The organism is Enterobacter sp. WCHEn045836 (genome assembly GCF_003965585.1).
Lineage (GTDB): Bacteria > Pseudomonadota > Gammaproteobacteria > Enterobacterales > Enterobacteriaceae > Enterobacter > Enterobacter dissolvens.
Genome location: NZ_RXPT01000021.1, coordinates 1 through 24240, shown reverse-complemented (window position 1 = coordinate 24240; position 24240 = coordinate 1). Strand labels below are relative to the sequence as shown.

At 55.9% G+C, this 24240-nt stretch carries 21 protein-coding genes, 1 tRNA gene and 2 pseudogenes; 17 read left to right on the top strand and 7 right to left on the bottom strand.

The window, feature by feature from the left end; genetic code table 11:
- The first annotated feature begins 19 nt into the window (after positions 1-19).
- From coaBC to slmA, 3 genes are all read left to right on the top strand, one after another.
- Positions 20-1231, top strand: a complete 1212-nt coding sequence (gene coaBC, locus EKN38_RS21835; RefSeq protein WP_014830148.1) for a bifunctional phosphopantothenoylcysteine decarboxylase/phosphopantothenate--cysteine ligase CoaBC — start codon at positions 20-22, stop codon at positions 1229-1231.
- Positions 1209-1667 carry a dUTP diphosphatase gene (dut, locus tag EKN38_RS21830; protein WP_015570042.1) on the top strand — a complete coding sequence of 153 codons (459 nt, stop codon included), beginning with the start codon at positions 1209-1211 and terminating at the stop codon, positions 1665-1667. The genes coaBC and dut overlap by 23 nt, the downstream gene beginning before the upstream one ends.
- Positions 1668-1787: 120 nt before the next feature.
- Entirely contained in the window at positions 1788-2384 is a 597-nt protein-coding gene (gene slmA / locus EKN38_RS21825) for a nucleoid occlusion factor SlmA (protein WP_014830147.1), read from the top strand.
- Positions 2385-2467: 83 nt separating this feature from the next.
- On the opposite strand, the gene pyrE is transcribed toward slmA, so the two are convergent.
- A complete protein-coding gene (gene pyrE / locus EKN38_RS21820) occupies positions 2468-3109 on the bottom strand; it encodes an orotate phosphoribosyltransferase (protein ID WP_014830146.1) in 642 nt (213 codons plus the stop codon).
- A gap of 67 nt (positions 3110-3176) precedes the next feature.
- Entirely contained in the window at positions 3177-3893 is a 717-nt protein-coding gene (gene rph, locus EKN38_RS21815; protein ID WP_013094888.1) for a ribonuclease PH, read from the bottom strand.
- A gap of 125 nt (positions 3894-4018) precedes the next feature.
- On the opposite strand from rph, the gene EKN38_RS21810 reads away from it, so the two are divergent.
- Both EKN38_RS21810 and EKN38_RS21805 read left to right on the top strand, forming a co-directional pair.
- Positions 4019-4882 (top strand): YicC/YloC family endoribonuclease, encoded by an 864-nt coding sequence (locus EKN38_RS21810; RefSeq protein WP_014830145.1) that lies wholly within the window; start codon positions 4019-4021, stop codon positions 4880-4882.
- A 205-nt stretch (positions 4883-5087) separates the two neighbouring features.
- Positions 5088-5705, top strand: a complete 618-nt coding sequence (locus tag EKN38_RS21805) for a trimeric intracellular cation channel family protein (RefSeq protein WP_014830144.1) — start codon at positions 5088-5090, stop codon at positions 5703-5705.
- Here EKN38_RS21805 and ligB read toward each other — a convergent pair.
- Positions 5702-7378, bottom strand: coding sequence for an NAD-dependent DNA ligase LigB (ligB, locus tag EKN38_RS21800; RefSeq protein WP_014830143.1), 1677 nt, complete (start codon positions 7376-7378; stop codon positions 5702-5704). The genes EKN38_RS21805 and ligB overlap by 4 nt on opposite strands.
- A gap of 251 nt (positions 7379-7629) precedes the next feature.
- Here ligB and gmk point away from each other — a divergent pair, with 251 nt between their 5' ends.
- The 5 genes from gmk to recG are packed head-to-tail and all read left to right on the top strand — an operon-like array spanning position 7630 to position 13496.
- Complete coding sequence (gmk, locus tag EKN38_RS21795) at positions 7630-8253, top strand: guanylate kinase (RefSeq protein WP_013094883.1); 624 nt, start codon at positions 7630-7632, stop codon at positions 8251-8253.
- A 54-nt stretch (positions 8254-8307) separates the two neighbouring features.
- Positions 8308-8583, top strand: coding sequence for a DNA-directed RNA polymerase subunit omega (gene rpoZ, locus EKN38_RS21790; protein ID WP_000135058.1), 276 nt, complete (start codon positions 8308-8310; stop codon positions 8581-8583).
- A 19-nt stretch (positions 8584-8602) separates the two neighbouring features.
- Positions 8603-10717 (top strand): bifunctional GTP diphosphokinase/guanosine-3',5'-bis pyrophosphate 3'-pyrophosphohydrolase, encoded by a 2115-nt coding sequence (spoT, locus tag EKN38_RS21785; RefSeq protein WP_013094882.1) that lies wholly within the window; start codon positions 8603-8605, stop codon positions 10715-10717.
- Between the two features lie 4 nt (positions 10718-10721).
- On the top strand, positions 10722-11411 hold the full coding sequence (gene trmH / locus EKN38_RS25825; protein WP_014830142.1) for a tRNA (guanosine(18)-2'-O)-methyltransferase TrmH: 690 nt from the start codon (positions 10722-10724) through the stop codon (positions 11409-11411).
- 3 nt (positions 11412-11414) lie between these two features.
- Positions 11415-13496: an ATP-dependent DNA helicase RecG gene (gene recG, locus EKN38_RS21780; protein WP_014830141.1), complete on the top strand. Its 2082-nt coding sequence runs from the start codon at positions 11415-11417 to the stop codon at positions 13494-13496.
- Positions 13497-13498: 2 nt separating this feature from the next.
- Here the strand turns inward: recG and gltS are convergent, their stop codons facing one another.
- The gene (gltS, locus tag EKN38_RS21775) at positions 13499-14701 is read right to left on the bottom strand and encodes a sodium/glutamate symporter (protein ID WP_014830140.1); all 1203 of its coding nucleotides are present in this window, start codon (positions 14699-14701) and stop codon (positions 13499-13501) included.
- A 224-nt stretch (positions 14702-14925) separates the two neighbouring features.
- Here gltS and EKN38_RS21770 point away from each other — a divergent pair.
- Both EKN38_RS21770 and EKN38_RS21765 read left to right on the top strand, forming a co-directional pair.
- Positions 14926-16316 (top strand): annotated as a pseudogene (locus EKN38_RS21770) (nucleobase:cation symporter-2 family protein).
- Positions 16317-16435: 119 nt separating this feature from the next.
- On the top strand, positions 16436-18115 hold the full coding sequence (locus tag EKN38_RS21765) for an AsmA family protein (RefSeq protein WP_014830138.1): 1680 nt from the start codon (positions 16436-16438) through the stop codon (positions 18113-18115).
- A 90-nt stretch (positions 18116-18205) separates the two neighbouring features.
- Here EKN38_RS21765 and yicI read toward each other — a convergent pair whose 3' ends face one another.
- Positions 18206-20524, bottom strand: coding sequence for an alpha-xylosidase (gene yicI, locus EKN38_RS21760; protein ID WP_014830137.1), 2319 nt, complete (start codon positions 20522-20524; stop codon positions 18206-18208).
- 328 nt (positions 20525-20852) lie between these two features.
- Here yicI and EKN38_RS21755 point away from each other — a divergent pair.
- The 3 genes from EKN38_RS21755 (at position 20853) to EKN38_RS21745 (ending at position 21758) form a co-directional block, all read left to right on the top strand.
- Positions 20853-20947, top strand: a tRNA-Sec gene (locus tag EKN38_RS21755).
- Between the two features lie 267 nt (positions 20948-21214).
- The gene (locus tag EKN38_RS21750; protein WP_225738787.1) at positions 21215-21457 is read left to right on the top strand and encodes an RNase A-like domain-containing protein; all 243 of its coding nucleotides are present in this window, start codon (positions 21215-21217) and stop codon (positions 21455-21457) included.
- A 7-nt stretch (positions 21458-21464) separates the two neighbouring features.
- A complete protein-coding gene (locus tag EKN38_RS21745) occupies positions 21465-21758 on the top strand; it encodes a contact-dependent growth inhibition system immunity protein (protein WP_014830122.1) in 294 nt (97 codons plus the stop codon).
- Between the two features lie 43 nt (positions 21759-21801).
- On the opposite strand, the gene EKN38_RS21740 is transcribed toward EKN38_RS21745, so the two are convergent.
- On the bottom strand, positions 21802-21993 hold the full coding sequence (locus EKN38_RS21740) for a toxin-antitoxin system HicB family antitoxin (RefSeq protein ID WP_028028019.1): 192 nt from the start codon (positions 21991-21993) through the stop codon (positions 21802-21804).
- Positions 21994-22118: 125 nt separating this feature from the next.
- On the opposite strand from EKN38_RS21740, the gene EKN38_RS21735 reads away from it, so the two are divergent.
- Together EKN38_RS21735 and EKN38_RS21730 are read left to right on the top strand one after the other, a co-directional pair.
- Positions 22119-22460: a SymE family type I addiction module toxin gene (locus EKN38_RS21735; protein WP_014830120.1), complete on the top strand. Its 342-nt coding sequence runs from the start codon at positions 22119-22121 to the stop codon at positions 22458-22460.
- A 58-nt stretch (positions 22461-22518) separates the two neighbouring features.
- Positions 22519-23546, top strand: a pseudogene (locus tag EKN38_RS21730) (virulence RhuM family protein).
- Here the strand turns inward: EKN38_RS21730 and EKN38_RS21725 are convergent.
- Positions 23543-23983 (bottom strand): acetyltransferase, encoded by a 441-nt coding sequence (locus EKN38_RS21725; RefSeq protein ID WP_014830118.1) that lies wholly within the window; start codon positions 23981-23983, stop codon positions 23543-23545. The pseudogene EKN38_RS21730 and the gene EKN38_RS21725 overlap by 4 nt on opposite strands.
- Between the last annotated feature and the right edge of the window lie 257 nt (positions 23984-24240).

Genomic DNA, 24240 nt, shown 5'->3' with positions numbered 1-24240 from the left:
CCAACAGGAAAGAATCATGATGAGCCTGGCCGGTAAAAAAATCGTTCTTGGCGTAAGCGGCGGCATTGCAGCCTATAAAGCGCCAGAACTGGTGCGCCGTCTGCGCGAGCGCGGGGCCGACGTACGGGTCGCGATAACCGAAGGTGGAAAAGCCTTTATCACTCCTTTAAGCCTGCAGGCCGTTTCAGGATACCCGGTATCTGACAGCCTGCTTGACCCTGCCGCAGAAGCCGCGATGGGCCATATTGAGCTTGGGAAATGGGCAGACCTGGTTATCCTTGCCCCCGCCACGGCCGATTTGATTGCCCGCGTCGCCGCCGGGATGGCAAACGATCTGGTCTCGACCATTTGTCTGGCCACCCCCGCCCCTGTTGCCGTTGTGCCGGCCATGAATCAGCAGATGTATCGTAATGCCGCGACCCAGCATAATCTGGAGACGCTGGCCACTCGCGGCCTGCTGATCTGGGGCCCGGACAGCGGGAGCCAGGCCTGTGGCGATGTCGGTCCAGGTCGTATGCTTGATCCATTGACTATCGTCGATCTGGCCGCGGCCCATTTTTCGCCTGTCAACGACCTGCAACATCTCAACATCATGATTACTGCGGGCCCAACGCGTGAGCCGCTGGATCCGGTACGCTACATTACCAACCACAGCTCCGGTAAAATGGGCTTTGCGATTGCTGCCGCAGCGGCAAAACGCGGCGCGAATGTCACGCTGGTCAGTGGCCCGGTCTCATTGCCTACGCCGCCCTTTGTGCAGCGTATTGACGTCACCACCGCGCTGGAAATGGAAGCCGCGGTACAGGCCCATGCGCAAAACCAGCAGATTTTTATCGGTTGTGCTGCCGTCGCGGACTACCGCGCAGAGACCATTTCCGATGCCAAAATCAAAAAGCAAGGCGATGAATTAACACTAAAAATGGTGAAAAACCCGGATATCGTTGCTGGTGTCGCCGCGCTGAAAACCCATCGTCCTTACGTTGTTGGGTTTGCCGCAGAAACAAATAATGTGGAAGAATATGCCCGGCAAAAACGTACCCGCAAAAACCTCGATTTGATTTGCGCGAATGACGTATCGCTGGCCACGCAAGGATTTAACAGCGACAGCAACGCACTGCACCTTTTCTGGCAGGATGGAGATAAAATCTTACCGCTTGAGCGCAAGGAACTCCTGGGCCAACAATTACTGGACGAGATCGTTACCCGTTATGATGAAAAAAATCGACGTTAAGATTCTGGACCCGCGTGTTGGCGAGCAATTCCCGCTGCCAACCTATGCCACCTCCGGCTCTGCCGGTCTTGACCTGCGCGCCTGTCTCGATGACGCCGTAGAACTGGCTCCGGGTGCGACCACCCTGATCCCAACGGGTCTGGCGATTCACATTGCTGACCCTTCACTGGCAGCGGTGATCCTGCCGCGTTCTGGTCTGGGTCATAAGCATGGCGTCGTGCTGGGTAACCTGGTCGGCCTGATCGACTCTGACTACCAGGGCCAGCTGATGGTCTCCGTCTGGAACCGGGGTCAGGACAGCTTCACCATTGAACCGGGTGAGCGTATCGCGCAGATGGTCTTTGTACCGGTAGTGCAGGCAGAATTTAACCTGGTGGCAGACTTTGATGCCACCGACCGTGGCGAAGGCGGCTTCGGCCATTCCGGGCGCAAATAACCGCCCGACAGACACGCATCTCACAGCGCCATAATGTCATAACAAACCGCAAACGTCAGTTTGCGGTCGCTGTGTGGATGCCAGCCTGACAAGTGCTTATTTTCAGGGGTATTTTGCAACATGGCAGAAAAACAAACCGCGAAAAGGAACCGTCGCGAAGAAATACTTCAATCTCTGGCTCTGATGCTTGAATCCAGCGATGGCAGTCAACGCATCACCACCGCAAAACTGGCCGCCTCGGTAGGCGTGTCTGAGGCGGCGCTGTACCGTCATTTTCCGAGCAAAACCCGGATGTTCGACAGCCTGATCGAGTTTATCGAAGACAGCCTGATCACGCGCATCAACCTGATTCTGAAAGACGAAAAAGACACCACCGCGCGTCTGCGTCTGATTGTGCAGTTGATTCTGGGCTTTGGCGAACGTAACCCGGGCCTGACCCGTATTCTGACTGGCCATGCGCTGATGTTTGAGCAGGACAGACTGCAGGGTCGCATTAACCAGCTTTTCGAGCGTATTGAAGCGCAGCTGCGCCAGGTACTGCGCGAGAAGAAAATGCGTGAAGGCGAAGGTTACAACACGGATGAAACGCTGCTGGCAAGCCAGATCCTGGCGTTTTGCGAAGGGATGCTCTCTCGTTTTGTACGCAGTGAGTTCAAATACAGCCCAACGGACGATTTCGACGCCCGTTGGCCGTTAGTGGCGGCGCAGTTGCAGTAACGTCGTTGCCGGATGGCGGCTACGCCTTATCCGGCCCACAAATTGCGCAGGCCCGGCAAGCGACGCGCCACCGGGCGATTCTGTTACACGCCAAACTCTTCGCGATATGCCCGCACCGCAGCCAGATGATCCGCCATCTCTGGCTTCTCTTCCAGATACGCAATCAGGTCTTTCAGATTGATGATTGACGTCACTTTGCAGCTGTAATCACGTTCAACTTCCTGAATGGCCGAGATTTCACCGCGTCCCCGTTCCTGACGGTCCAGAGAAATCAACACGCCAGCCAGCGTCGCGCCGTTGGCCTGGATAATCTCCATGGATTCACGAATGGCGGTACCTGCGGTGATCACATCGTCCACCAGCATCACACGGCCCTGCAGTGCGCTGCCAACCAGGTTTCCGCCTTCACCGTGCGTTTTAGCCTCTTTACGGTTAAAGCAGTACGGTACGTCGCGGTCATGGTGCTCTGCCAGCGCCACAGCGGTGGTCGTCGCAATCGGAATGCCTTTATAGGCAGGGCCAAACAGCAGGTCGAAATCAATCCCTGAATCCACCAGCGCTTCGGCATAAAAACGGCCTAACAGCGCCAGATCGCGCCCGGTATTAAACAGCCCGGCGTTGAAGAAATAGGGACTCTTGCGCCCGGATTTCAGCGTAAACTCGCCAAACTTGAGGACCTGCTTGTTAAGCGCAAACTCAATAAACTGGCGCTGATACGGTTTCATGGATTCGCTCCTTTGTCTTTTCTGTCTTACAGGCAAAAAAAAGGCGACTCATCAGTCGCCTTTAAAATCAATTTTCTAACGCCGCTTTCTGCGTCGTTACGATAGATTCAATCCCCCCTCGGGCCAGAGCCAGCAAGGTGAGAAGTTCTTCGTGGGTAAACGGTTCGCCTTCTGCGGTGCCCTGCACCTCAATGATACGTCCGTCTTCGGTCATCACCACGTTCATGTCAGTTTCGGCGGCGGAGTCTTCTACGTATTCCAGATCGCAAAGCGCTTCACCGTTAACGATACCGACGGACACTGCGGCAACCATCCCTTTCATTGGGTTTGTTTTCAGCTTACCGGCCGCAACCAGTTTATTCAGGGCATCCGCCAGCGCCACACAGGCACCGGTAATCGATGCAGTACGCGTGCCACCGTCAGCCTGAATGACGTCACAGTCCAGGGTAATGGTGAATTCGCCCAGCGTTTTCAGATCAACCGCGGCGCGCAGCGCACGCGCGATGAGGCGCTGAATTTCCATGGTCCGGCCGCCCTGCTTACCCTTTGCCGCTTCACGGGCATTACGGGTATGCGTTGCACGCGGCAGCATGCCGTATTCAGCCGTGATCCAGCCCTGGCCCTGACCTTTCAGGAAGCGCGGAACGCCTTCTTCAATGGAAGCCGTGCACAGCACTTTGGTGTCACCAAACTCAACCAGAACGGAGCCTTCAGCGTGTTTTGTATAGTTACGGGTCAGGGTGACGGGACGCACCTGATTGGCGCTACGACCTGCTGGACGCATGATGAATTCTCCGGCTTGAAACGAATGTGGCTGCGCATTATACGGATAAAGGACGCTTATTCCTATCCTGAGAAGCCCCTGAAAGCTATAATCCCCCCATCTCTCCTTTAAAAACGGGAATATCTATGATCCGCAGTATGACCGCCTACGCCCGGCGTGAAATCAAGGGTAGCTGGGGTAGCGCTACCTGGGAAATGCGTTCGGTAAACCAGCGCTATCTGGAAACCTATTTCCGTATGCCGGAGCAGTTCCGCAGCCTTGAGCCTGTGGTGCGTGAGCGTATCCGTACGCGTCTGACGCGCGGGAAAGTGGAATGTAACCTGCGTTTTGAGCCGGATGCCAGCGCGCAGGGCGAACTGATCCTCAACGAAAAACTGGCAAAACAGCTCGTCAATGCGGCGAACTGGGTCAAAATGCAAAGCGACGAAGGCGAAATTAATCCGGTTGATATTCTGCGCTGGCCTGGCGTCATGGCTGCCGGAGAGCAGGATCTGGATGCAATTGCTGCTGAAATCCTTGCAGCCCTCGACAGCACGCTCGATGACTTTATCGTTGCTCGCGAAACCGAAGGCCAGGCGCTGAAAGCGATGATTGAACAGCGCCTTGAGGGCGTCAGCGCCGAAGTGGCAAAAGTACGTACCCATATGCCGGAAGTGCTGCAGTGGCAGCGCGAGCGTCTGGTTGCCAAACTGGAAGAAGCGGAAGTTCAGCTGGAAAACAACCGTCTGGAACAAGAGCTGGTACTGATGGCGCAGCGCGTTGACGTGGCCGAAGAGCTGGACCGTCTGGAAGCGCACGTTAAAGAGACCTACAACATTCTGAAGAAGAAAGAAGCCGTTGGGCGACGCCTCGACTTTATGATGCAGGAGTTCAACCGCGAGTCGAATACCCTGGCGTCTAAATCGATCAATGCCGAGGTGACGAATTCCGCCATTGAGCTCAAGGTACTGATTGAGCAGATGCGCGAGCAGATCCAGAATATCGAGTAATGCCTTTCGGGTGACGTCGGTTGACGCCACCCATTACTATTTCTAATCCATTTATGTATCCCCTTTCTTCCCTTACCGCCATTGAACAACCTTGTCCAACATGAGTTGATAAATATTTATATGGCAAACCGGATCACCTTAGAAAATCTCAATCGTGATCGTGCGCACAAAACGCTAACCTTCCCGGCTTCACACCGGAGGTTATATGCTGCTTCATATTCTTTATCTCATTGGCATCACTGCAGAAGCCATGACTGGCGCGCTTGCAGCCGGTCGTCGCCGAATGGATACCTTCGGCGTGATCATTATTGCCACAGCGACCGCGCTGGGCGGCGGTTCCGTGCGCGATATTCTGCTTGGCCACTACCCGCTCGGCTGGGTTAAACACCCTGAGTATGTGATTATCGTAGCTACGGCTGCCGTATTAACCACCATCGTGGCACCCGTTATGCCCCACCTGCGCCGCCTGTTCCTGGTGCTTGATGCGCTGGGCCTGATCGTCTTTTCAATCATCGGCGCACAAATCGCGCTCGATATGGGAGAAGGACCGGTTATCGCCACCATTGCTGCCGTGGTGACCGGGGTGTTTGGGGGCGTCCTGCGGGATATGTTCTGCAAACGCATTCCCCTGGTCTTTCAAAAGGAGCTGTATGCCGGCATCTCCTTCGCGGCAGCGGTGCTCTATGTCGCCCTGCAGCATTATGTTTCGAACCATGATGTGGTGGTCATCTCCACGCTGCTGTTTGGCTTTACGGCCCGCATGCTGGCGCTGCGACTGAAGCTCGGATTGCCGGTGTTTCATTACAAACACAACGCCCATTAATTTCCGAATCCCTTGATGTGCTGTTCAGTCAGCCACTTTGCCAGCACATCCACCTCCGGCACGTGCAGCCAGTTAACGATTTGCCGCGCTTTCTCCTCTCCCGTTCCCGGCAAGGTCTGCCAGTCCAGAGCACTACGCTGGCGCATGGTCTGCCATGATAGCTCGCCGGCGGCTTTCAGGGTCGCCTGAGCCAGCGGAACACCCATCGCCATGATCCAACGAATAAAAGGCCGCTCGCGCACCAGATTAAACTGATGCCAGAGCGCCAGTCCGCGTGCAGCAGACAACCCCGGCGTGGTTTGCAGCTGCGCCTGGGTTAACAACAGCCATGAGAAAATATGTTCAAAGCGATGCGCCTGCCAGAGCGTTCGCCAGCCGGACTCGCCTAAACCGGCAATATCCAGCCCCTGTTTTGAACTGAGCCACGTCAACCGGGCAAAGAACTGCTCCATACATTCCGGTGAAGCGTAAAAACAGCTGAGAAAATGGTACTGCGGGACTGGAGGTTCTGGTTTTTGCCGGTCAGTCCCTCGCCAGACGACTTTGTCGAATCGGGGGATCCCCTGCCCGGCCAGACTGACCTGGATCTGATCGCCCGGCGCGATATCCAGCCTTTGCCAGCGGCCAACGGATCCCAGGCTAACCCGCTGCACCTGTTTATCATCCAGCCGTACTGGCTCCAGCGCCGCCACAACGGCAATCTTCCCCGTTCGGCCCACACTGAACTGAATATCCCGCACTTCAGCAACCTGCGCGACAGGAAGATATTTCCATGCCACTACCCAACTGCCCTCTCCAGGCAGCCAGTTTTCACCCGGCAGTTCATCCGCCGAGCGAACCACAATGCCGTCCGTGGCAAAGGGTAATGCTGCGGTGTGCCACGCTGAGCGCTGCTTTTCGACGGCCTCAATATGCTCTACGGGCAAGGTATAGCGCGCCGTCAGGGTAAAACCCGCGTCAGAGAGTTCCGCCAGTGCGGTTTTCATCTCTTTTGTCCCGTCTGGCCAGGCCCAGATGAATACCCCAACCTCTCTCAAAAACGCGTTATCCTGCTGGCGCATCATCGCACCTGCGACTTTTGCGCGTGCATTCATTCCGCCCATCTGCTGCTGAATGTGGTTTTCACGCTGCCAAAAAAGCTCCCCCTGTAACACGCTGTTCGCCAGCGCGCCGGAAAGGTGTTGTGGCACCGACGGTATTAAACGCACCTGCGATGTCCAGTCTTCACCTTTTAACCCATCGCCACGGCTAATGGCCTGAGCCAACGTTCCACCCCGATACACCAGCGTTACCGCAACGCCGTCAACTTTGGGCTGCATCCAGAGATTACGCCGGGTATGCATCCACTGGCGAAGCTCCTCTTTACTGGCTACTTTATGAACCCCCGTATGGGCGACAGGGTGTTTGATAGTTCCAGTAAGGGCGGGGATCGCTGCGTCTGATGATTCATGTCCAAAACAGTGCTGCCACTGCTTTAACCGCCCGTTGAGCTGGTCATACACCTCATCGTTCACTTCGCTGATACCCTGCTGCCAGTAGGCGTCATCCCAGCGTTTGATTTGCGCGCTTAGCGTCGCAATCTCTGTTTCCGCTTTTGCCTGAGACCACACCGGACACACCGCCGTACCATAACCGCTCCACAACAGCATGAATCCGCTTATCCATCGCCACATTGCTACCCCTCCTTTGCGTTGCAGGAGGTATAACCCGACGTCTAAAACAACGCTAACAGCAACATTGCGCTTTGCGAGGCGCCATCCAGGGTTTGTTTATGTTGCTGCAAAACACAGGTAAAACCTGAAAACGACACGCAAAATGTAATAATCCAGGGGAAAAAGTGTGACAAAGGCTACGTCACACAGCGGCGACGTGTATAATAAGCCCGTATGTAGGACTTCTTCGTTAACACATACAAAAGACTCTCATGGCTCAAGGCACGCTTTATATTGTTTCTGCCCCTAGTGGCGCGGGTAAATCCAGCCTTATTCAGGCACTGTTAAAAACCCAACCGTTGTACGACACACAGGTTTCAGTTTCACACACCACGCGTAAACCGCGTCCTGGTGAAGTGCACGGCGAACACTATTTCTTTGTCGATCACGACGAATTTAAAGCGATGATCGGCAGAGATGCGTTTCTTGAACACGCAGAAGTTTTCGGTAACTACTACGGCACCTCGCGTGAAACTATTGAGCAGGTTCTGGCAACCGGCGTGAATGTGTTCCTGGATATCGACTGGCAGGGCGCACAGCAAATTCGCAAGAAAATGCCTGATTCGCGCAGTATCTTTATTTTACCGCCGTCGAAAGATGAGCTGGATCGCCGCCTGCGTGGCCGCGGTCAGGACAGCGAAGAGGTCATTGCAAAGCGTATGGAGCAGGCAGTTGCAGAAATGAGCCATTACGCCGAATATGATTACCTTATTGTGAATGATGATTTTGATGCCGCACTGAGCGATCTCAAAACCATCCTTCGCGCAGAACGTCTGCGTATGAGCCGCCAGAAGCAGCGACATGACGCATTAATCACCAAACTGTTGGCAGACTGAACCCACTTTCAGTATTATGCCCAGTCATTTCTTCACCTGTGGAGCATTTTAAGTATGGCACGCGTAACTGTTCAGGACGCTGTAGAGAAAATTGGTAACCGTTTTGACCTGGTGCTGGTCGCCGCGCGTCGCGCTCGTCAGATGCAGGTAGGCGGTAAAGATCCGCTGGTACCGGAAGAAAACGATAAAACCACCGTAATTGCACTTCGCGAAATCGAAGAAGGTCTGATCAACAACCAGATCCTCGACGTACGTGAGCGCCAGGAGCAGCAAGAGCAGGAAGCCGCAGAACTGCAGGCCGTTACCGCCATTGCTGAAGGTCGTCGTTAATTAAACCTGCGGGTCGCCCTTGTATCTGTTTGAAAGCCTGAATCAACTGATTCAAACCTACCTGCCTGAAGACCAGATTAAGCGTCTTCAGCAGGCTTATCTCGTTGCACGTGACGCTCACGAGGGCCAGACACGTTCAAGCGGTGAACCCTATATCACGCACCCGGTAGCGGTGGCCTGTATTCTGGCCGAGATGAAACTCGACTATGAAACGCTGATGGCTGCTCTGCTGCACGACGTGATCGAAGATACCCCTGCCACTTACCAGGATATGGAACAGCTGTTTGGCAAAAGCGTTGCCGAACTGGTGGAAGGGGTGTCCAAGCTTGATAAGCTGAACTTCCGCGACAAGAAAGAGGCGCAAGCCGAAAACTTTCGCAAGATGATTATGGCAATGGTGCAGGATATCCGCGTCATTCTCATCAAACTCGCTGACCGTACCCACAACATGCGCACGCTGGGCTCACTCCGCCCGGACAAACGTCGCCGCATTGCCCGTGAAACCCTCGAAATCTACAGTCCGCTGGCGCACCGTTTAGGTATTCATCACATTAAAACCGAGCTGGAAGAGCTGGGTTTTGAAGCGTTGTACCCGAACCGCTATCGCGTCATTAAAGAGGTGGTGAAAGCCGCCCGCGGTAACCGTAAAGAGATGATTCAAAAGATCCTCTCGGAAATTGAAGGGCGTTTACAGGAAGCAGGCATTCCCTGCCGCGTGAGCGGTCGCGAAAAACACCTGTACTCCATCTACTGCAAAATGGTGCTGAAAGAGCAGCGTTTTCACTCAATCATGGATATCTACGCGTTTCGCGTGATCGTCCACGACGCCGACACCTGCTATCGCGTGCTGGGGCAGATGCACAGCCTCTATAAGCCGCGTCCAGGACGCATGAAAGATTACATCGCCATTCCAAAAGCGAACGGCTATCAATCTTTGCATACCTCGATGATCGGCCCGCACGGCGTCCCTGTTGAAGTGCAGATCCGCACCGAAGACATGGACCAGATGGCGGAGATGGGTGTCGCCGCACACTGGGCCTATAAAGAACACGGTGGTGAAAGCAGCACCACGGCACAAATCCGCGCCCAGCGCTGGATGCAGAGCCTGCTGGAGCTGCAGCAGAGTGCGGGTAGCTCGTTTGAATTTATCGAGAGCGTAAAATCCGATCTCTTCCCGGATGAGATTTACGTTTTCACGCCTGAAGGGCGTATTGTCGAACTGCCTGCGGGCGCGACCCCGGTCGACTTCGCGTATGCCGTGCATACCGATATCGGCCACGCCTGCGTAGGCGCGCGCGTAGACAGACAACCTTATCCGCTGTCTCAACCGCTCGCCAGCGGTCAGACAGTCGAAATCATCACCGCTCCGGGCGCACGTCCAAACGCGGCCTGGCTGAACTTTGTTGTGAGCTCCAAAGCCCGCGCCAAAATCCGCCAGCTGCTGAAGAACCTCAAGCGTGATGACTCCGTCAGCCTGGGGCGTCGTCTGCTCAACCACGCGTTGGGTGGCAGCCGTAAGCTGGCAGAAATCCCACCAGAACATATCCAGCGTGAACTCGACCGGATGAAGCTCACCTCTCTGGACGATCTGCTGGCTGAAATTGGTCTGGGTAACGCGATGAGCGTCGTGGTGGCCAAAAACCTGCAGCAGGGCGAAGCAATCCCTTCCGCACCTGGCGCATCCGGCCACGCGCATCTGCCGATCAAAGGCGCGGACGGGGTGCTTATCACCTTTGCGAAGTGTTGCCGTCCAATTCCTGGCGATCCGATTATTGCGCACGTCAGCCCGGGCAAAGGGCTGGTTATCCACCATGAATCCTGTCGTAACATCCGCGGCTATCAAAAAGAGGCGGAGAAGTTTATGGCGGTCGAGTGGGATAAAGAAACGGCGCAGGAATTTATCACCGAAATTAAGGTGGATATGTTCAACCACCAGGGTGCCCTGGCGAACCTGACGGCAGCGATCAACACGGCCTCTTCCAACATTCAGAGCCTGAACACGGAAGAAAAAGATGGCCGCGTGTACAGCGCCTTTATTCGTCTGACCGCCCGCGACCGCGTGCATCTGGCAAATATTATGCGCAAGATCCGCGTCATGCCGGACGTCATTAAAGTCACCCGAAACCGAAACTAGTTTTATGAATGCACAACGTTATGCACGTATCTGCGAAATGCTCGCCAGGCGTCAGCCTGATCTGACGGTCTGCATGGAGCAGGTCCATAAACCTCATAACGTTTCTGCCATTGTCCGTACCGCAGATGCCGTCGGCGTGCATGAAGTGCACGCCGTCTGGCCGGGTACCCGCATGCGCACCATGGCGTCGACAGCCGCAGGCAGTAACAGCTGGGTGTCCGTCAAAACCCATCAGACCATCGGCGAAGCCGTATCGCACCTGAAAGGTCGCGGTATGCAAGTTCTTGCCACCAACCTGTCTGCCAAAGCGGTTGATTTTCGCGAGATCGACTACACCCGCCCGACCTGCATTTTGATGGGTCAGGAGAAAACCGGGATCACGCAGGAAGCGCTGGATCTGGCGGATCAGGACATCATCATCCCCATGATCGGCATGGTGCAGTCCCTGAATGTCTCTGTGGCCTCCGCGCTCATTCTGTATGAAGCGCAGCGCCAGCGTCAGAACGCCGGGATGTACGAGCGCAGCAACAGCATGCTGCCGGAAGACGAACAACAGCGCCTGCTGTTTGAAGGCGGTTATCCGGTGCTGGCTCGTGTTGCGAAGCAGAAAAAATTGCCTTACCCCCACGTCAACGCGCAGGGCGAAATCGAAGCCGATGCCGGGTGGTGGGCCACCATGCAGTACGCAGGGTAACCGATGAAAGGCCGCCTGCTGGATGCCATCCCGCTCAATAGCCTGACGGGCGTGGGCGCGGCGCAAAGCAGTAAACTGGGCAAAATTGGCCTGCACACCGTGCAGGATCTCCTGCTGCACCTCCCCCTGCGTTATGAAGACCGCACCCAGCTCTATAAGATTGGCGATCTGCTGCCTGCGATTTACGCCACCGTTGAAGGCGAAGTGCTGAACTGCAATATCACCTTTGGCGGACGCCGGATGATGACCTGTCAGATCAGCGACGGTACCGGCATTCTCACCATGCGCTTTTTCAACTTCAACGCGGCGATGAAAAACAGCCTTGCGACAGGCCGCCGGGTGCTGGCATATGGCGAAGCCAAACGCGGGAAATATGGCGCAGAGATGATCCACCCGGAGTACCGCGTACAGGGTGATCTCAGCACGCCGGAGCTGCAGGAGACGCTCACTCCGGTCTACCCGACAACGGAAGGTATCAAGCAGGCGACGCTGCGTAAGCTCACCGACCAGGCCCTGGAGTTACTCGATACCTGCGCCATCACCGAGCTGCTGCCACCTGAGCTGGCGCAGGGGATGATGAGCCTGCCGGAAGCGCTGCGTACGCTGCATCGCCCGCCGCCCACGCTGCAGCTCAGCGATTTAGAAAGCGGCAAACACCCCGCCCAACGGCGTCTTATCCTTGAGGAGTTACTGGCGCATAACCTGAGCATGCTGGCGCTGCGCGCCGGTGCGCAGCGTTTTCATGCCCAGCCCTTAAGCCCGCGTGATGAACTCAAGGATAAGCTGCTGGCCTCCCTGCCGTTTAAACCTACCGGTGCCCAGGCGCGCGTCACCGCCGAGATCGAGCGCGATATGGCGCTTGATGTCCCGATGATGCGCCTGGTGCAGGGCGATGTAGGCTCCGGTAAAACGCTGGTTGCCGCCCTGGCAGCCCTGCGCGCCATTGCCCACGGTAAGCAGGTGGCGCTGATGGCGCCGACAGAACTGCTGGCGGAGCAGCACGCGAATAACTTCCGCGCCTGGTTCGCCCCGCTGGGCATTGAGGTGGGCTGGCTTGCCGGAAAACAAAAGGGCAAAGCGCGTCTTGCGCAACAGGACGCCATCGCTCGCGGTGAGGTGCAGATGATTGTCGGCACCCACGCCATCTTCCAGGAGCAGGTGCAGTTTAACGGCCTCGCACTGGTGATCATCGACGAACAGCACCGCTTCGGCGTGCATCAGCGCCTGGCACTGTGGGAAAAAGGGCTACAGCAGGGCTTCCATCCGCATCAGTTGATCATGACCGCCACGCCTATTCCGCGAACCCTGGCGATGACCGCCTACGCCGATCTGGACACCTCCACCATTGACGAGCTGCCGCCGGGCCGTACGCCGGTCACGACGGTGGCCATCCCGGACACACGTCGCAGCGACATCATCGACCGCGTGCGTAACGCCTGCACCCATGAAGGGCGTCAGGCTTACTGGGTCTGCACGCTGATTGAGGAATCTGACCTGCTTGAAGCGCAGGCCGCAGAAGCTACGTGGGAAGAGCTAAAGCTGGCGCTGCCGGAACTGAAGGTGGGCCTGGTACACGGGCGCATGAAGCCCGCAGAAAAACAGGCCGTCATGCAATCCTTCAAACAGGGTGAGCTGCATTTGCTGGTCGCCACAACGGTGATTGAAGTGGGCGTGGATGTGCCAAACTCCAGCCTGATGATCATCGAAAACCCGGAGCGGCTGGGGCTTGCGCAGTTACATCAGTTGCGTGGCCGCGTGGGCCGTGGTGCGGTGGCCTCCCACTGCGTCCTGCTTTACAAAGCCCCGCTCTCAAAAACCGCGCAGATGCGGTTGCAGGTGTTGCGCGACAGCAACGACGGATTCGTCATTGCGCAAAAAGATCTGGAGATCCGTGGGCCGGGCGAGCTGTTGGGCACACGTCAGACGGGGAACGCTGAATTCAAGGTGGCGGATTTGCTGCGCGATCAGGCGATGATCCCCGAAGTTCAGCGCCTTGCACGCCATATTCATGAACGCTACCCCGAACAGGCGGCAGCGTTAATTGAGCGCTGGATGCCGGAAACTGAGCGCTACTCCAACGCCTGATCTCAGGCAAACATCGGCAGCATCAGGTACAGCTTGATCACCAGCGCGTTGACGATATCAATAAAGAACGCCCCCACCATCGGTACCACCAGAAACGCCATATGCGAAGGCCCGAAACGTTCGGTGATCGCCTGCATATTGGCGATTGCCGTTGGCGTGGCGCCCAGTCCAAATCCACAGTGCCCCGCTGCCAGCACCGCGGCATCGTAGTTTTTGCCCATCATGCGCCAGGTGACGAACATGGCATAGAGCGCCATAAACAGCGCCTGTACCGCCAGAATCGCCACCATCGGCAGCGCCAGCGACGCCAGCTCCCACAGTTTGAGGCTCATCAGGGCCATCGCCAGAAACAGCGACAGACAGACGTTACCCAGCACCGAAACAGCGCGTTCAAACACGCGATAGAAGCCCATCAGGGCCAGACCGTTACTGAGGATCACCCCGATAAACAGCACGCAAACAAAAGTCGGCAGCTCAAAGGCCGTGCCCGCCAGCCATTGCGCAACCGCTTTACCCAGCGTCAGACAGATGGCGATCATGGCAATCGTTTCAATCATCACCAGGGAGGTGATGGTGCGCCCCACGTCCGGCTTTTCAAATGCGGTGGGCACCAGTTCATCATCCGGTCTGCCATCCGGCGTGGTGGAGTGCTTCACCAGATAGCGCGCCACCGGCCCGCCAATCAACCCGCCCAGCACCAGACCAAAGGTGGCGCAGGCCATCGCCACTTCCGTCGCGTTTTCAAAGCCATAGCGTTCGATGAACAGCTTACTCCATGCCGCCCCGGTACCGTGTCCGCCAGACAGGGTGATGGATCCGGCCAGCAGGCCCATTAGCGGATCCAGCCCCAACAGCGTCGCCATACCGATGCCAATGGCGTTTTGCATCAGCAACAGTCCGACGACCACAATCAGGAACACGCCGAGTACTTTGCCCCCTGACCGCAGGCTTGCCAGGTTGGCATTCAGGCCGATGGTGGCGAAGAAGGCCAGCATGAGTGGATCTTTCAGGGACATATCAAAATCGATTTCCCAGCCCATGCTTTTTTTCAGCACCAGCAGGGCCAGCGCCACCAGCAACCCACCGGCAACAGGTTCAGGAATGGTGTACTTTTTCAGAAAGGAAACGCTGTGTACCAGCTTGCGACCAAGCAGTAAAACCAGCGTTGCGGCAACAAGGGTCGACAACGTATCGAGATGAATCATAGGAGGCTCCTTATATGCGCGTGTTCCATACACACGCGGCGTAATCCTGGCCGGTTTGCGCTCGTCATGAGCCACCGGCGCAAAAAGTGTAATTTTTTTTCGCTGTGGGTTGTAGAAAACCTGCTCACAGCGGCAGATTTTCTCCTCTTTTTTTGCTGGCAATCGTTTGCTTTTACCAGATGGTCAGATAAAATGCCCGCTTTTCCACCGTGGGATTACCGTCGATGTCCGTTAACAGCATAGAGTCTCCTGATGCGCAACCGATTGCGCAGAAGCAAAATAGCGAACTGATTTACCGTCTTGAAGACCGCCCACCGCTTCCGCAGACGCTCTTCGCTGCCTGCCAGCATCTTCTGGCCATGTTTGTTGCGGTGATCACCCCGGCGCTGTTGATCTGTCAGGCGCTTGGTTTACCGGCTCAGGATACGCAGCACATCATCAGCATGTCCCTCTTCGCCTCTGGCGTGGCCTCGATTATTCAAATTAAAGCGTGGGGTCCGGTGGGCTCGGGTTTGCTGTCGATTCAGGGCACCAGTTTCAACTTTGTGGCACCGCTGATCATGGGCGGTACGGCACTGAAAACCGGCGGAGCGGATGTCCCGACCATGATGGCGGCGTTGTTCGGCACGCTGATGCTGGCCAGCTGCACGGAGATGGTGATCTCCCGCGTTCTGCACCTGGCTCGCCGCGTCATTACCCCGCTGGTCTCGGGCGTGGTGGTGATGATTATCGGTCTGTCGCTGATCCAGGTGGGGCTGACCTCCATCGGCGGGGGTTATGCCGCGATGAGCGACCACACCTTTGGCGCACCGAAAAACCTGCTGCTGGCTGGTGTGGTACTGGCCATCATTATCCTGCTCAACCGTCAGCGTAACCCGTACCTGCGCGTGGCCTCGCTGGTGATCGCCATGGCGGCCGGTTACCTGCTGGCGTGGGCGCTGGGCATGCTGCCGGAAAACACCGCGCCAACCAACAGCGCGCTGATCACCGTTCCAACGCCACTGTACTACGGCCTGGGCATTGACTGGGGTCTGCTGCTGCCGCTGATGCTGGTCTTTATGATCACCTCCCTGGAGACCATCGGCGATATCACCGCCACCTCCGACGTCTCTGAGCAGCCAGTGTCCGGCCCGCTGTACATGAAGCGCCTGAAAGGCGGCGTACTGGCGAACGGCCTGAACTCGTTTGTCTCCGCCGTATTCAATACCTTCCCGAACTCCTGCTTCGGGCAGAACAACGGCGTGATCCAGCTGACCGGCGTGGCCAGTCGCTACGTTGGGTTTGTGGTGGCACTGATGCTGATCGTCCTTGGCCTGTTCCCGGCGGTGAGTGGCTTTGTGCAGCACATCCCTGAGCCAGTGCTGGGCGGTGCAACGCTGGTGATGTTCGGTACCATTGCGGCCTCGGGCGTGCGTATCGTCTCCCGCGAGCCGCTGAACCGCCGCGCGATCATGATTATTGCCCTGTCGCTGGCCGTGGGTCTGGGTGTTTCTCAGCAGCCGCTGATCCTGCAGTTTGCGCCGGACTGGGTGAAAAACCTGCTCTCTTCCGGCATCGCCGCTGGCGCATCACCGCTATCGTACTGAACCTCGTTTTCCCGCCTGAGAAAAACTGATCGTCCTCACGGCAGGCTGTCAATGCCTGCCGTGACATCTCTTTACACCATTCCCGCCTTGAGCATTGCGCATAAATCGTGCATAACTCCTTTATGTGCGTTTCGCGGGATGGAAGACCATGAAATTTATTGGAAAGCTGCTCGTCTATCTTCTGGTAGCCCTGCTCCTTGTGCTGCTGGCACTTTATATTCTGCTCCAGACCCGCTGGGGTGCGTCACAGGTCAGCAGTTGGGTCACGGTGAACACCGATTACGAACTCAGTTTCGATCTGATGGACCACCGCTTTTCGTCGCCTTCCCACATCCTTCTGGAAAACGTCACCTTTGGCCGTGACGGCCAGCCCGCCACCCTGGTGGCTAAAAAAGTCGATATTGGTCTTGGCAGCCGACAGCTCACCGATCCGCTGCATATGGACACCATCACCCTGGTCGATGGCACGCTGAATCTCTCTCCGCAGACCGCCCCGCTGCCCTTCCAGGCAGACCGTCTGCAGCTGAACAACATGGCCTTTAACAGCCCCAACACGGAGTGGGATTTAAGCGCGCAAAAAGTGACGGGCGGTGTCAGCCCGTGGCAGCCAGAAGCGGGTAACGTGCTGGGTAAAAACGCGCAGATCCAGATGAGTGCGGGTTCGCTCACCCTGAACGGCGTACCGGCCACCAACGTGCTGATCCAGGGCCAGCTCAACGGCAAGGAGGTGGTGCTGAACACCATCGGCGCCGATATGGCGCGCGGCTCACTCACCGGCTCCGCCCTGCGCAACGCTGATGGAAGCTGGATCATCGACACCATGCGCCTGAATGAGATCCGCCTGCAGAGCGATAAATCGCTGCTGGATTTCTTTGCGCCGCTCAACACGATCCCCTCTTTGCAGATTGGCCGTCTTGAGGTCACCGACGCGCGCCTGCAGGGGCCAGACTGGGCCGTCACCGACCTGGATCTCAGCCTGCGCAACCTGACGCTGAGTAAAGGAGACTGGCAGAGCCAGGAGGGGCGTTTATCGATGAACGCCAGCGAATTCATTTACGGTTCACTGCATCTGTTCGACCCGATCCTGAATGCGGAATTCTCTTCGCAGGGTGTGGCGCTGCGTCAGTTCACCTCCCGCTGGGAAGGGGGCATGGTGCGCACCTCCGGCAACTGGCTGCGCGACGGTAAAGCGCTGGTACTGGACGATGTCGCCGTCGCCGGGCTGGAGTACACCCTGCCGCAGAACTGGAAAACACTGTGGATGGATCCGCTGCCAGAATGGCTGAACAGCGTGACGCTGAAGAAATTCGGCCTGAGCCGCAACCTGGTGATCGACATCGATCCGACTTTCCCGTGGCAGATCACCTCTCTTGATGGCTACGGGGCTAACCTGCAGCTGGCCCAGGAGCACAAATGGGGCGTGTGGGGCGGCAGCGCCACGCTGAACGGCGCGGCGGCCACCTTCAACCGCGTGGACGTGCGACGTCCGTCGCTGGCGCTGAACGCCAACGCCGCCACGGTCAATATCACCGACCTGAGCGCCTTTACCGAAAAAGGCATTCTGGAAGCCACCGCGACGGTTTCACAGCTTGCGCAACGACAGACCACGGTGAGTCTGAACGGGCGCGGCGTACCGCTCAACATCCTGCAGCAGTGGGGCTGGCCTGCGCTGCCGGTGAGCGGCGACGGTAATATTCAGCTGACTGCCAGCGGTAGCGTGCAGGCGACTGCCCCGCTGAAGCCGACGGTAAATGGCAAGCTGAGCGCGGTAAATATGGATAAACAGCAGGTTCAGCAAACCATGACGGGTGGCGTAGTTTCACAATGAATAAGCCAGGTAGCGGCTACGCGGTTTTGGTTCCCTCTCCCTGTGGGAGAGGGCCAGAGTGAGGGCATCAAACCGCACAATACCTTGCGCTCAAAGGTGAACCACCACCTCATCCCCCTCCGCGTTCACCACCACGCCCCACTCGCTGCTCGCGTATGCGCCACCTTTCACACCGCTCACCTTCTGCACGTTGCGCAAGCAGACAGACCAGTTCCGCGCTTCACCCGCGCCGGTAAGGGTCACGGTGTCGCCCTGGCGTGACGCCTTCAACGTAAACGCCACGGAGCCGTCAGCCGCAGGCACTTCACTCACCGCCGTTGCGCCCTCATCCAGGTTAAACAGCTGGAAGGCCGCACCCTCATTCCAGGCGTAGTCCGGCTTCTGCTTGTTATTGCCCAGCGCTAGCAAGGTGTTGTCGCGCACATAAACCGGCAGGCTCATGAAATCGTGCTGCTGCTTATGCCAGCGGCAGCCCTGAACCTCATCGTTGTGCCACAAGTGCGTCCAGCGACCTTCCGGCAGGTAAAACTGCACCTCACCCGCCTCAGAGAACACCGGCGCCACCATCAAGGCATCCCCCAGCATGTACTGACGGTCGAGATAGCCACACGCCGGATCGTCCGGGAACTCCAGCATCATCGCCCGCAGCATCGGCGTGCCGCACTCCCGTGCCAGCGCCGCCTGACGATAGAGGTACGGCATCAGCTGGCATTTCAGCTGCGTAAAGTGGCGCACCACGTCGCAGGACTCATCATCGTACGCCCACGGCACCCGGTAGGATTTGCTCCCGTGCAGGCGGCTGTGGCTGGAGAACAGCCCGAACGCGCACCAGCGTTTGTAGACGTGCGCCGGGGCGGTATTTTCGAACCCGCCGATATCGTGGCTCCAGAACCCGAAGCCGGACAGACCAATCGACAGCCCGCCGCGCAGGCTTTCCGCCATGGATTCATAGTTGGCATAGCAGTCGCCACCCCAGTGCACCGGGAACTGCTGCGCGCCGACGGACGCCGAACGGGCAAACAGCACCGCCTCTTCCTCGCCCACCGTCTCTTTCAGCACGTTCCACACCAGTTCGTTATAGATGAAGGCGTAGTGATTGTGCATCTTCTGCGGATCGGATCCGTCAAACCACTGCACATCCGTCGGGATACGCTCGCCGAAGTCGGTTTTGAAGCAGTCCACGCCGATATCCACCAGGCCTTTCAGCTTATCGGCGTACCACCGGCACGCGTCCGGGTTAGTGAAGTCGTAAATCGCCAGCCCGGGCTGCCATTTGTCCCACTGCCACACGCTGCCATCCGGGCGTTTCAGCAGGAAGCCTTTCTCTTTCAGCTCGTTAAACACCGGCGATTTCTGGCCGATGTACGGGTTGATCCACACGCAGATCTTCAGCCCTTTCTCTTTCAGGCGGCGGATCATCCCTTCTGGATCCGGGAAGGTCACCGGGTCCCACTCAAAATCACACCACTGGAAGGCCTTCATCCAGAAGCAGTCAAAGTGGAAGACGTGCAGCGGCAGGTCGCGTTCGGCCATGCCGTCGATGAAGCTGTTCACCGTCGCTTCGTCGTAGTTAGTGGTAAACGAGGTGGTGAGCCACAGGCCGAAGGACCACGCTGGCGGCAGCGCCGGACGACCGGTGAACTGCGTGTAGCGGTCCAGGACCGCTTTCGGCGTCGGCCCGTCGATCACAAAATACTCCAGATATTCGCCCTCGACGCTGAACTGCACTTTGGAGACCTTCTCCGAGCCGATTTCAAACGACACATTTTCCGGATGGTTGACCAGCACGCCGTAGCCGCGGTTGGTGAGATAGAACGGAATATTTTTGTAGGACTGCTCGGTGCTGGTGCCGCCGTCGCGGTTCCAGGTATCGACCTGCTGACCGTTGCGCACCAGGGCGGTAAAGCGCTCACCGAGGCCATAGACCGTTTCCCCGACGCCCAGATCCAGACGTTCGAACAGATAGTTGCGATTCGTGTTGCTGTCCTGCACGTAGCCGTTGTTTTTCAGCTCGCTGCCGGTGATCCGCTGGCCGTTGCGCATAAAATCGAGCGCCCAGAACTCGCCTTTGGTGACGCGCACGCTGAGATTTCCGCTTTTCAGCTCGGCGTATTCGGCGTTATTTACCGTCTCGACCCTTACGTCCTTCAGCACGTTGAGCGGATAGTGCGGGCCTTTGTCCTGCGCCCCCTGGAAGTGCTCGATGCGCACCCCGACAATCCCTTCCTGCGGTGCGAAGAGCCGGACGGTGAACATCAACGTATCGAGTTGCCACGCGCGTTCGCGGACGTCGCGCGGTGCCACATACACCACCAGGTCATTGCCCTGCTGCTCCACATCGAACACCTGGACCGGATACGTCACGGTCAGGCCAGGTTGAATAAGCCAGTTTCCATCACTGATTTTCATACTTTCGTCCTCCTGGTTCTATAATCCTTTGCTGGCCGTCAGGTGCCTGCCGTGTGGCGATACGGGCACTGAGACCGGTTACAGAGGTTTTAAACCATTGTTTCAGGAGCGAGTATTGCGTTTTCTGGTTAGCAAATTACGTTTCTTGTTTTTTGTGATCGGGGTAAATGTCGCGGAGCACGAAATGCTAACCTGAGGATTTTCTTAAGAATTAACTGAAATGGGGGTGTTCAGGTCAAAAGAGAGGTGAAAAAAGTGTGTCGGGGTATGTGGTAAATGTCTGAAAGTAGCTATAATGCGCCCCGCCTCCATGTAGCAATGAAGGCGCGGAAGATCGTCATCTCCGGTGAGGTGGCTGGACTTCAAATCCAGTTGGGGACGCCAGCGTTCCCGGGCAGGTTCGACTCCTGTGATCTTCCGCCAAAAGTTCGTCCGCAACTATCCGAGAAAGTCTAAAAAATCTCTATTTTCCTTCGCATTGTTATTCACTGATCCATAGCAGTCCGACGAGCTATCTTTGAATTTATATTCAATAATAGTCGATCCTTTTACATCTACTATTATTTCGTAATTTAACAAGAAAGACAGATTAGGCATTTATTCTTACCAAACGAAGATGTTTTTTATTATTATCGGGTAAGGATATGGTGATGGAATTATATTATGGAAGAAGGTGGAATGACCGTCGTTATGTCACCGGTACAACTGGCGGCGGTGCTTTCAGATAAGAGCGTGACAGAAGCGGAAACGCTGAGTAACCGATCACTGGGGGGGCGCCTCACTATAGTTTACCCGGCAGGTCAGGAGATTGGATATGGGTTTTCACGAGGTAGTACACAGCGTATCAGCATGCGAAGTGTGAGGATTGTTATTGAGCTGAAAGAATATAATGGTAAGCCTTACTATATCCTTACTGCATTCCCGACCCCGTAGGTGAATTATGCAAAATTTCTATCATCTTGATCAGTTTATTCATGGTTACTTCAATCAAGATTATGACCTCATTAATGATGATGAGGATACAATTGAGGGAATAATTGGGCTATTTAAAAAGACGGCACCTGGTTGGTTGTTAAAAAAGTTAGCCGAAGAGATTGATACTTTCATTGGGTGTTACGGAGACAAGCTGGATGATGAGTTCAAAAGCCGATATGGATTTGATTTTTCGCCTGAGCTGTGGGAGACAACCTCTTACGACTTCCTGATGACGGTGCGCAGACTTGCCCTTGCTTAGCAACCGCGACTCATTGTCGAAGTGCAATGAAACCCGTAGTGAATTATCCCTTTGGCTCCAGGCCTTTTCGTCGTAAAGCCTCTCTCGCCAGTTCCTTCAACCAACTGGCGAGACTCACCCCTTCCTCAGCCGCCACGGCATCCAACTGCTCCTTCAATGCCGGATCAATACGCATCTTAAATTGCGGGGACTGCCCACCGCCTTTTGGTTTTTTTTCGCGCGATATGATTGACATGAGGCCACCTATCCATCTACTCCGAGCCATATTGGAGGCCACCTAAACCTCCTCTACTAGCAAGGCTCCGATGTGCGGGAACACAACAGGAGCGTCTAACCTCACCAACTATCAAGGAGTTGATTATGGCTGATTCGCATTCTACCCCAGACACCGACCAATCCGGAACCGAGCGTTCGTTAATTGTGGGATACCGCCCGAGTGTTTTCGACAAATCCACGCCGAAAATCATCCTTTCCGGCAAGTGGCTACGCGCAGCAGGTTTTGATACCGGACAGCAGGTCACGATAAAAGTCATGAAGGGATGCATCGTTCTGGTGGCGTATAACGAGCAGGAGCAGAGGTTGCAGGATGATTATAAACGGACGAAAGCAAAGCTTATTGAGATAGAGAACGCGCTTGCAGCGATCCAAACTCCGCATGCTGGAAAGCGCCTCGCAAAATCAAATACAAACCTCCTGGCTTAACGATTGTTTCTGGCATACTACGAACTTACCGACATCAACCTTATGAGGCGGAGGCTGCATGACATATGAAGCATTAATCAATTCACCAGCCGGTGAGTTCGTCATGTTTGCCAGCAAGGATGGAGAAGTTCGCATTGAATGCCGCTTCGAAAGCGATACTTTGTGGCTCTCACAGGCTACGATCTGTGAGTTATACGGCAAAGCCAAAGCAACGATCAGTGGGCATATCAAGAATATTTTTGATGAGGGTGAGCTCGTCGAAAATTCAGTTGTTCGGTTTTACCGAACAACTGCCAGCGATGGTAAAGTATATAATGTTCAATATATTAGCCTGCCCGTCATCCTCGCCATCGGCTATCGCGTCCGCTCCACGCGAGGGACACAGTTCCGCCAGTGGGCTACCCAAACGCTGCAGGAATATCTGGTAAAAGGGTTCGTTATGGACGACGAGCGCCTGAAAAACCCGCCTGTGGGATCATCCGCCGTACCTGACTATTTTGATGAAATGCTGGAACGCATTCGCGATATACGGGCCAGCGAACGCCGGGTATATCTCCGCGTGAGGGAGATTTTTGCATTAGCCGCTGACTATCAGCCGTCACTCAAAGAAACCACGCAATTCTTCCAGACCATCCAGAATAAACTGCATTTTGCCTGCACCGGCCTTACCGCCGCTGAGTTGATTCACCAGCGTGCGAACGCCACGCAACCGTATATGGGGCTGACCAGCTATAAAGGCGAAGAAGTCCGTAAAAGCGATGTCACCACAGCAAAAAATTATCTGTCTCAGGATGAAGTCAGCGAACTAAATCGTGTCGTTAATATGTGGCTCGACTTTGCTGAAGATCAGGCCAAACGCCGCAAGCAGGTATTTTTACGAGACTGGCAAACCAAACTCGATCAGTTCCTGCAATTTAACGACCGGGACGTTTTAGAAGGCGCAGGCAAAATCAGCAAAAAAGCGGCGGATGAAAGGCGTGCTCAGAATACATCGAGTATGAAAAGAAGCAGCGCCTGCTGAAAGAAGCCGAGGGTGAGAAAGATATTGTCGGCTTATTAAAATGGGATAAGCAGGCTAAGCGCTAATCCCGATTCAACCGCATATGCAACAGCGGAAACGGATTCCCCTGCCCATCAACCTCTGAGCGGCCGACCTGCACAAACCCCATATGGCGATAAAACGCGACGCCCTGCGGATTTTGCTCATTCACATCGACTTCGTTTGCGCCAAACTCTGCGATGGCATATTTCAGCAGTAATTTCCCGACGCCCTTTCCCCGGTTCGCGTCATCAACAAACAGCATTTCAATGCGGTTTTCATCCACGCCCAAAAAACCGTGGATAACGCCTGCATCATCGCGGGCCATCACGACGGTGAGGTTTGGCAGATACGCGTTGAGCAATAGCGGGCGCAGAGCCGCGATATCGCTTTCCTGTAAAAAGTGATGGGTGGCGCGAACGGAGGATTCCCAGATGGCGACCAGGCGTTCGAAGTGTGAGGGATGTGCGGTTTCTATTTTCATGGGGGGATCATGTTTGGAAAACCGAACTAATGCAAGTCACTCTGTGCGTGCTGCTCCCCCTCACCCCAACCCTCTCCCACAGGGCTGAGGGTTCCCCACAAAATAATACCTGCACGGAGGACCCCCTTTCCCTTGAGGGAGAGCGTTGGGGTGAGGGGGAACATATGGCTGTAGAGGTAATTCCGTTCACTTTATGTTTCTTGCTACTCTGTAACGACATAACCCGTGAACGTGCCAGGGTGGCTCAGTCGCCACCA

Bases quoted from the DNA above. Each gene is read 5' to 3' on its own strand.
- ligB (WP_014830143.1), bottom strand. From the start codon at position 7,378: ATGTGGCGATGGATAAGCGGATTCATGCTGTTGTGGAGCGGTTATGGT.
- EKN38_RS21745 (WP_014830122.1), top strand. From the start codon at position 21,465: ATGCAAAATTTCTATCATCTTGATCAGTTTATTCATGGTTACTTCAAT.
- slmA (WP_014830147.1), top strand. From the start codon at position 1,788: ATGGCAGAAAAACAAACCGCGAAAAGGAACCGTCGCGAAGAAATACTT.
- trmH (WP_014830142.1), top strand. From the start codon at position 10,722: ATGAATGCACAACGTTATGCACGTATCTGCGAAATGCTCGCCAGGCGT.
- dut (WP_015570042.1), top strand. From the start codon at position 1,209: ATGATGAAAAAAATCGACGTTAAGATTCTGGACCCGCGTGTTGGCGAG.
- EKN38_RS21810 (WP_014830145.1), top strand. From the start codon at position 4,019: ATGATCCGCAGTATGACCGCCTACGCCCGGCGTGAAATCAAGGGTAGC.
- gltS (WP_014830140.1), bottom strand. From the start codon at position 14,701: ATGATTCATCTCGATACGTTGTCGACCCTTGTTGCCGCAACGCTGGTT.
- yicI (WP_014830137.1), bottom strand. From the start codon at position 20,524: ATGAAAATCAGTGATGGAAACTGGCTTATTCAACCTGGCCTGACCGTG.
- recG (WP_014830141.1), top strand. From the start codon at position 11,415: ATGAAAGGCCGCCTGCTGGATGCCATCCCGCTCAATAGCCTGACGGGC.
- EKN38_RS21765 (WP_014830138.1), top strand. From the start codon at position 16,436: ATGAAATTTATTGGAAAGCTGCTCGTCTATCTTCTGGTAGCCCTGCTC.
- EKN38_RS21740 (WP_028028019.1), bottom strand. From the start codon at position 21,993: ATGTCAATCATATCGCGCGAAAAAAAACCAAAAGGCGGTGGGCAGTCC.
- coaBC (WP_014830148.1), top strand. From the start codon at position 20: ATGAGCCTGGCCGGTAAAAAAATCGTTCTTGGCGTAAGCGGCGGCATT.
- gmk (WP_013094883.1), top strand. From the start codon at position 7,630: ATGGCTCAAGGCACGCTTTATATTGTTTCTGCCCCTAGTGGCGCGGGT.
- EKN38_RS21750 (WP_225738787.1), top strand. From the start codon at position 21,215: ATGTCACCGGTACAACTGGCGGCGGTGCTTTCAGATAAGAGCGTGACA.
- pyrE (WP_014830146.1), bottom strand. From the start codon at position 3,109: ATGAAACCGTATCAGCGCCAGTTTATTGAGTTTGCGCTTAACAAGCAG.
- EKN38_RS21805 (WP_014830144.1), top strand. From the start codon at position 5,088: ATGCTGCTTCATATTCTTTATCTCATTGGCATCACTGCAGAAGCCATG.
- EKN38_RS21725 (WP_014830118.1), bottom strand. From the start codon at position 23,983: ATGAAAATAGAAACCGCACATCCCTCACACTTCGAACGCCTGGTCGCC.
- EKN38_RS21735 (WP_014830120.1), top strand. From the start codon at position 22,119: ATGGCTGATTCGCATTCTACCCCAGACACCGACCAATCCGGAACCGAG.
- rph (WP_013094888.1), bottom strand. From the start codon at position 3,893: ATGCGTCCAGCAGGTCGTAGCGCCAATCAGGTGCGTCCCGTCACCCTG.
- rpoZ (WP_000135058.1), top strand. From the start codon at position 8,308: ATGGCACGCGTAACTGTTCAGGACGCTGTAGAGAAAATTGGTAACCGT.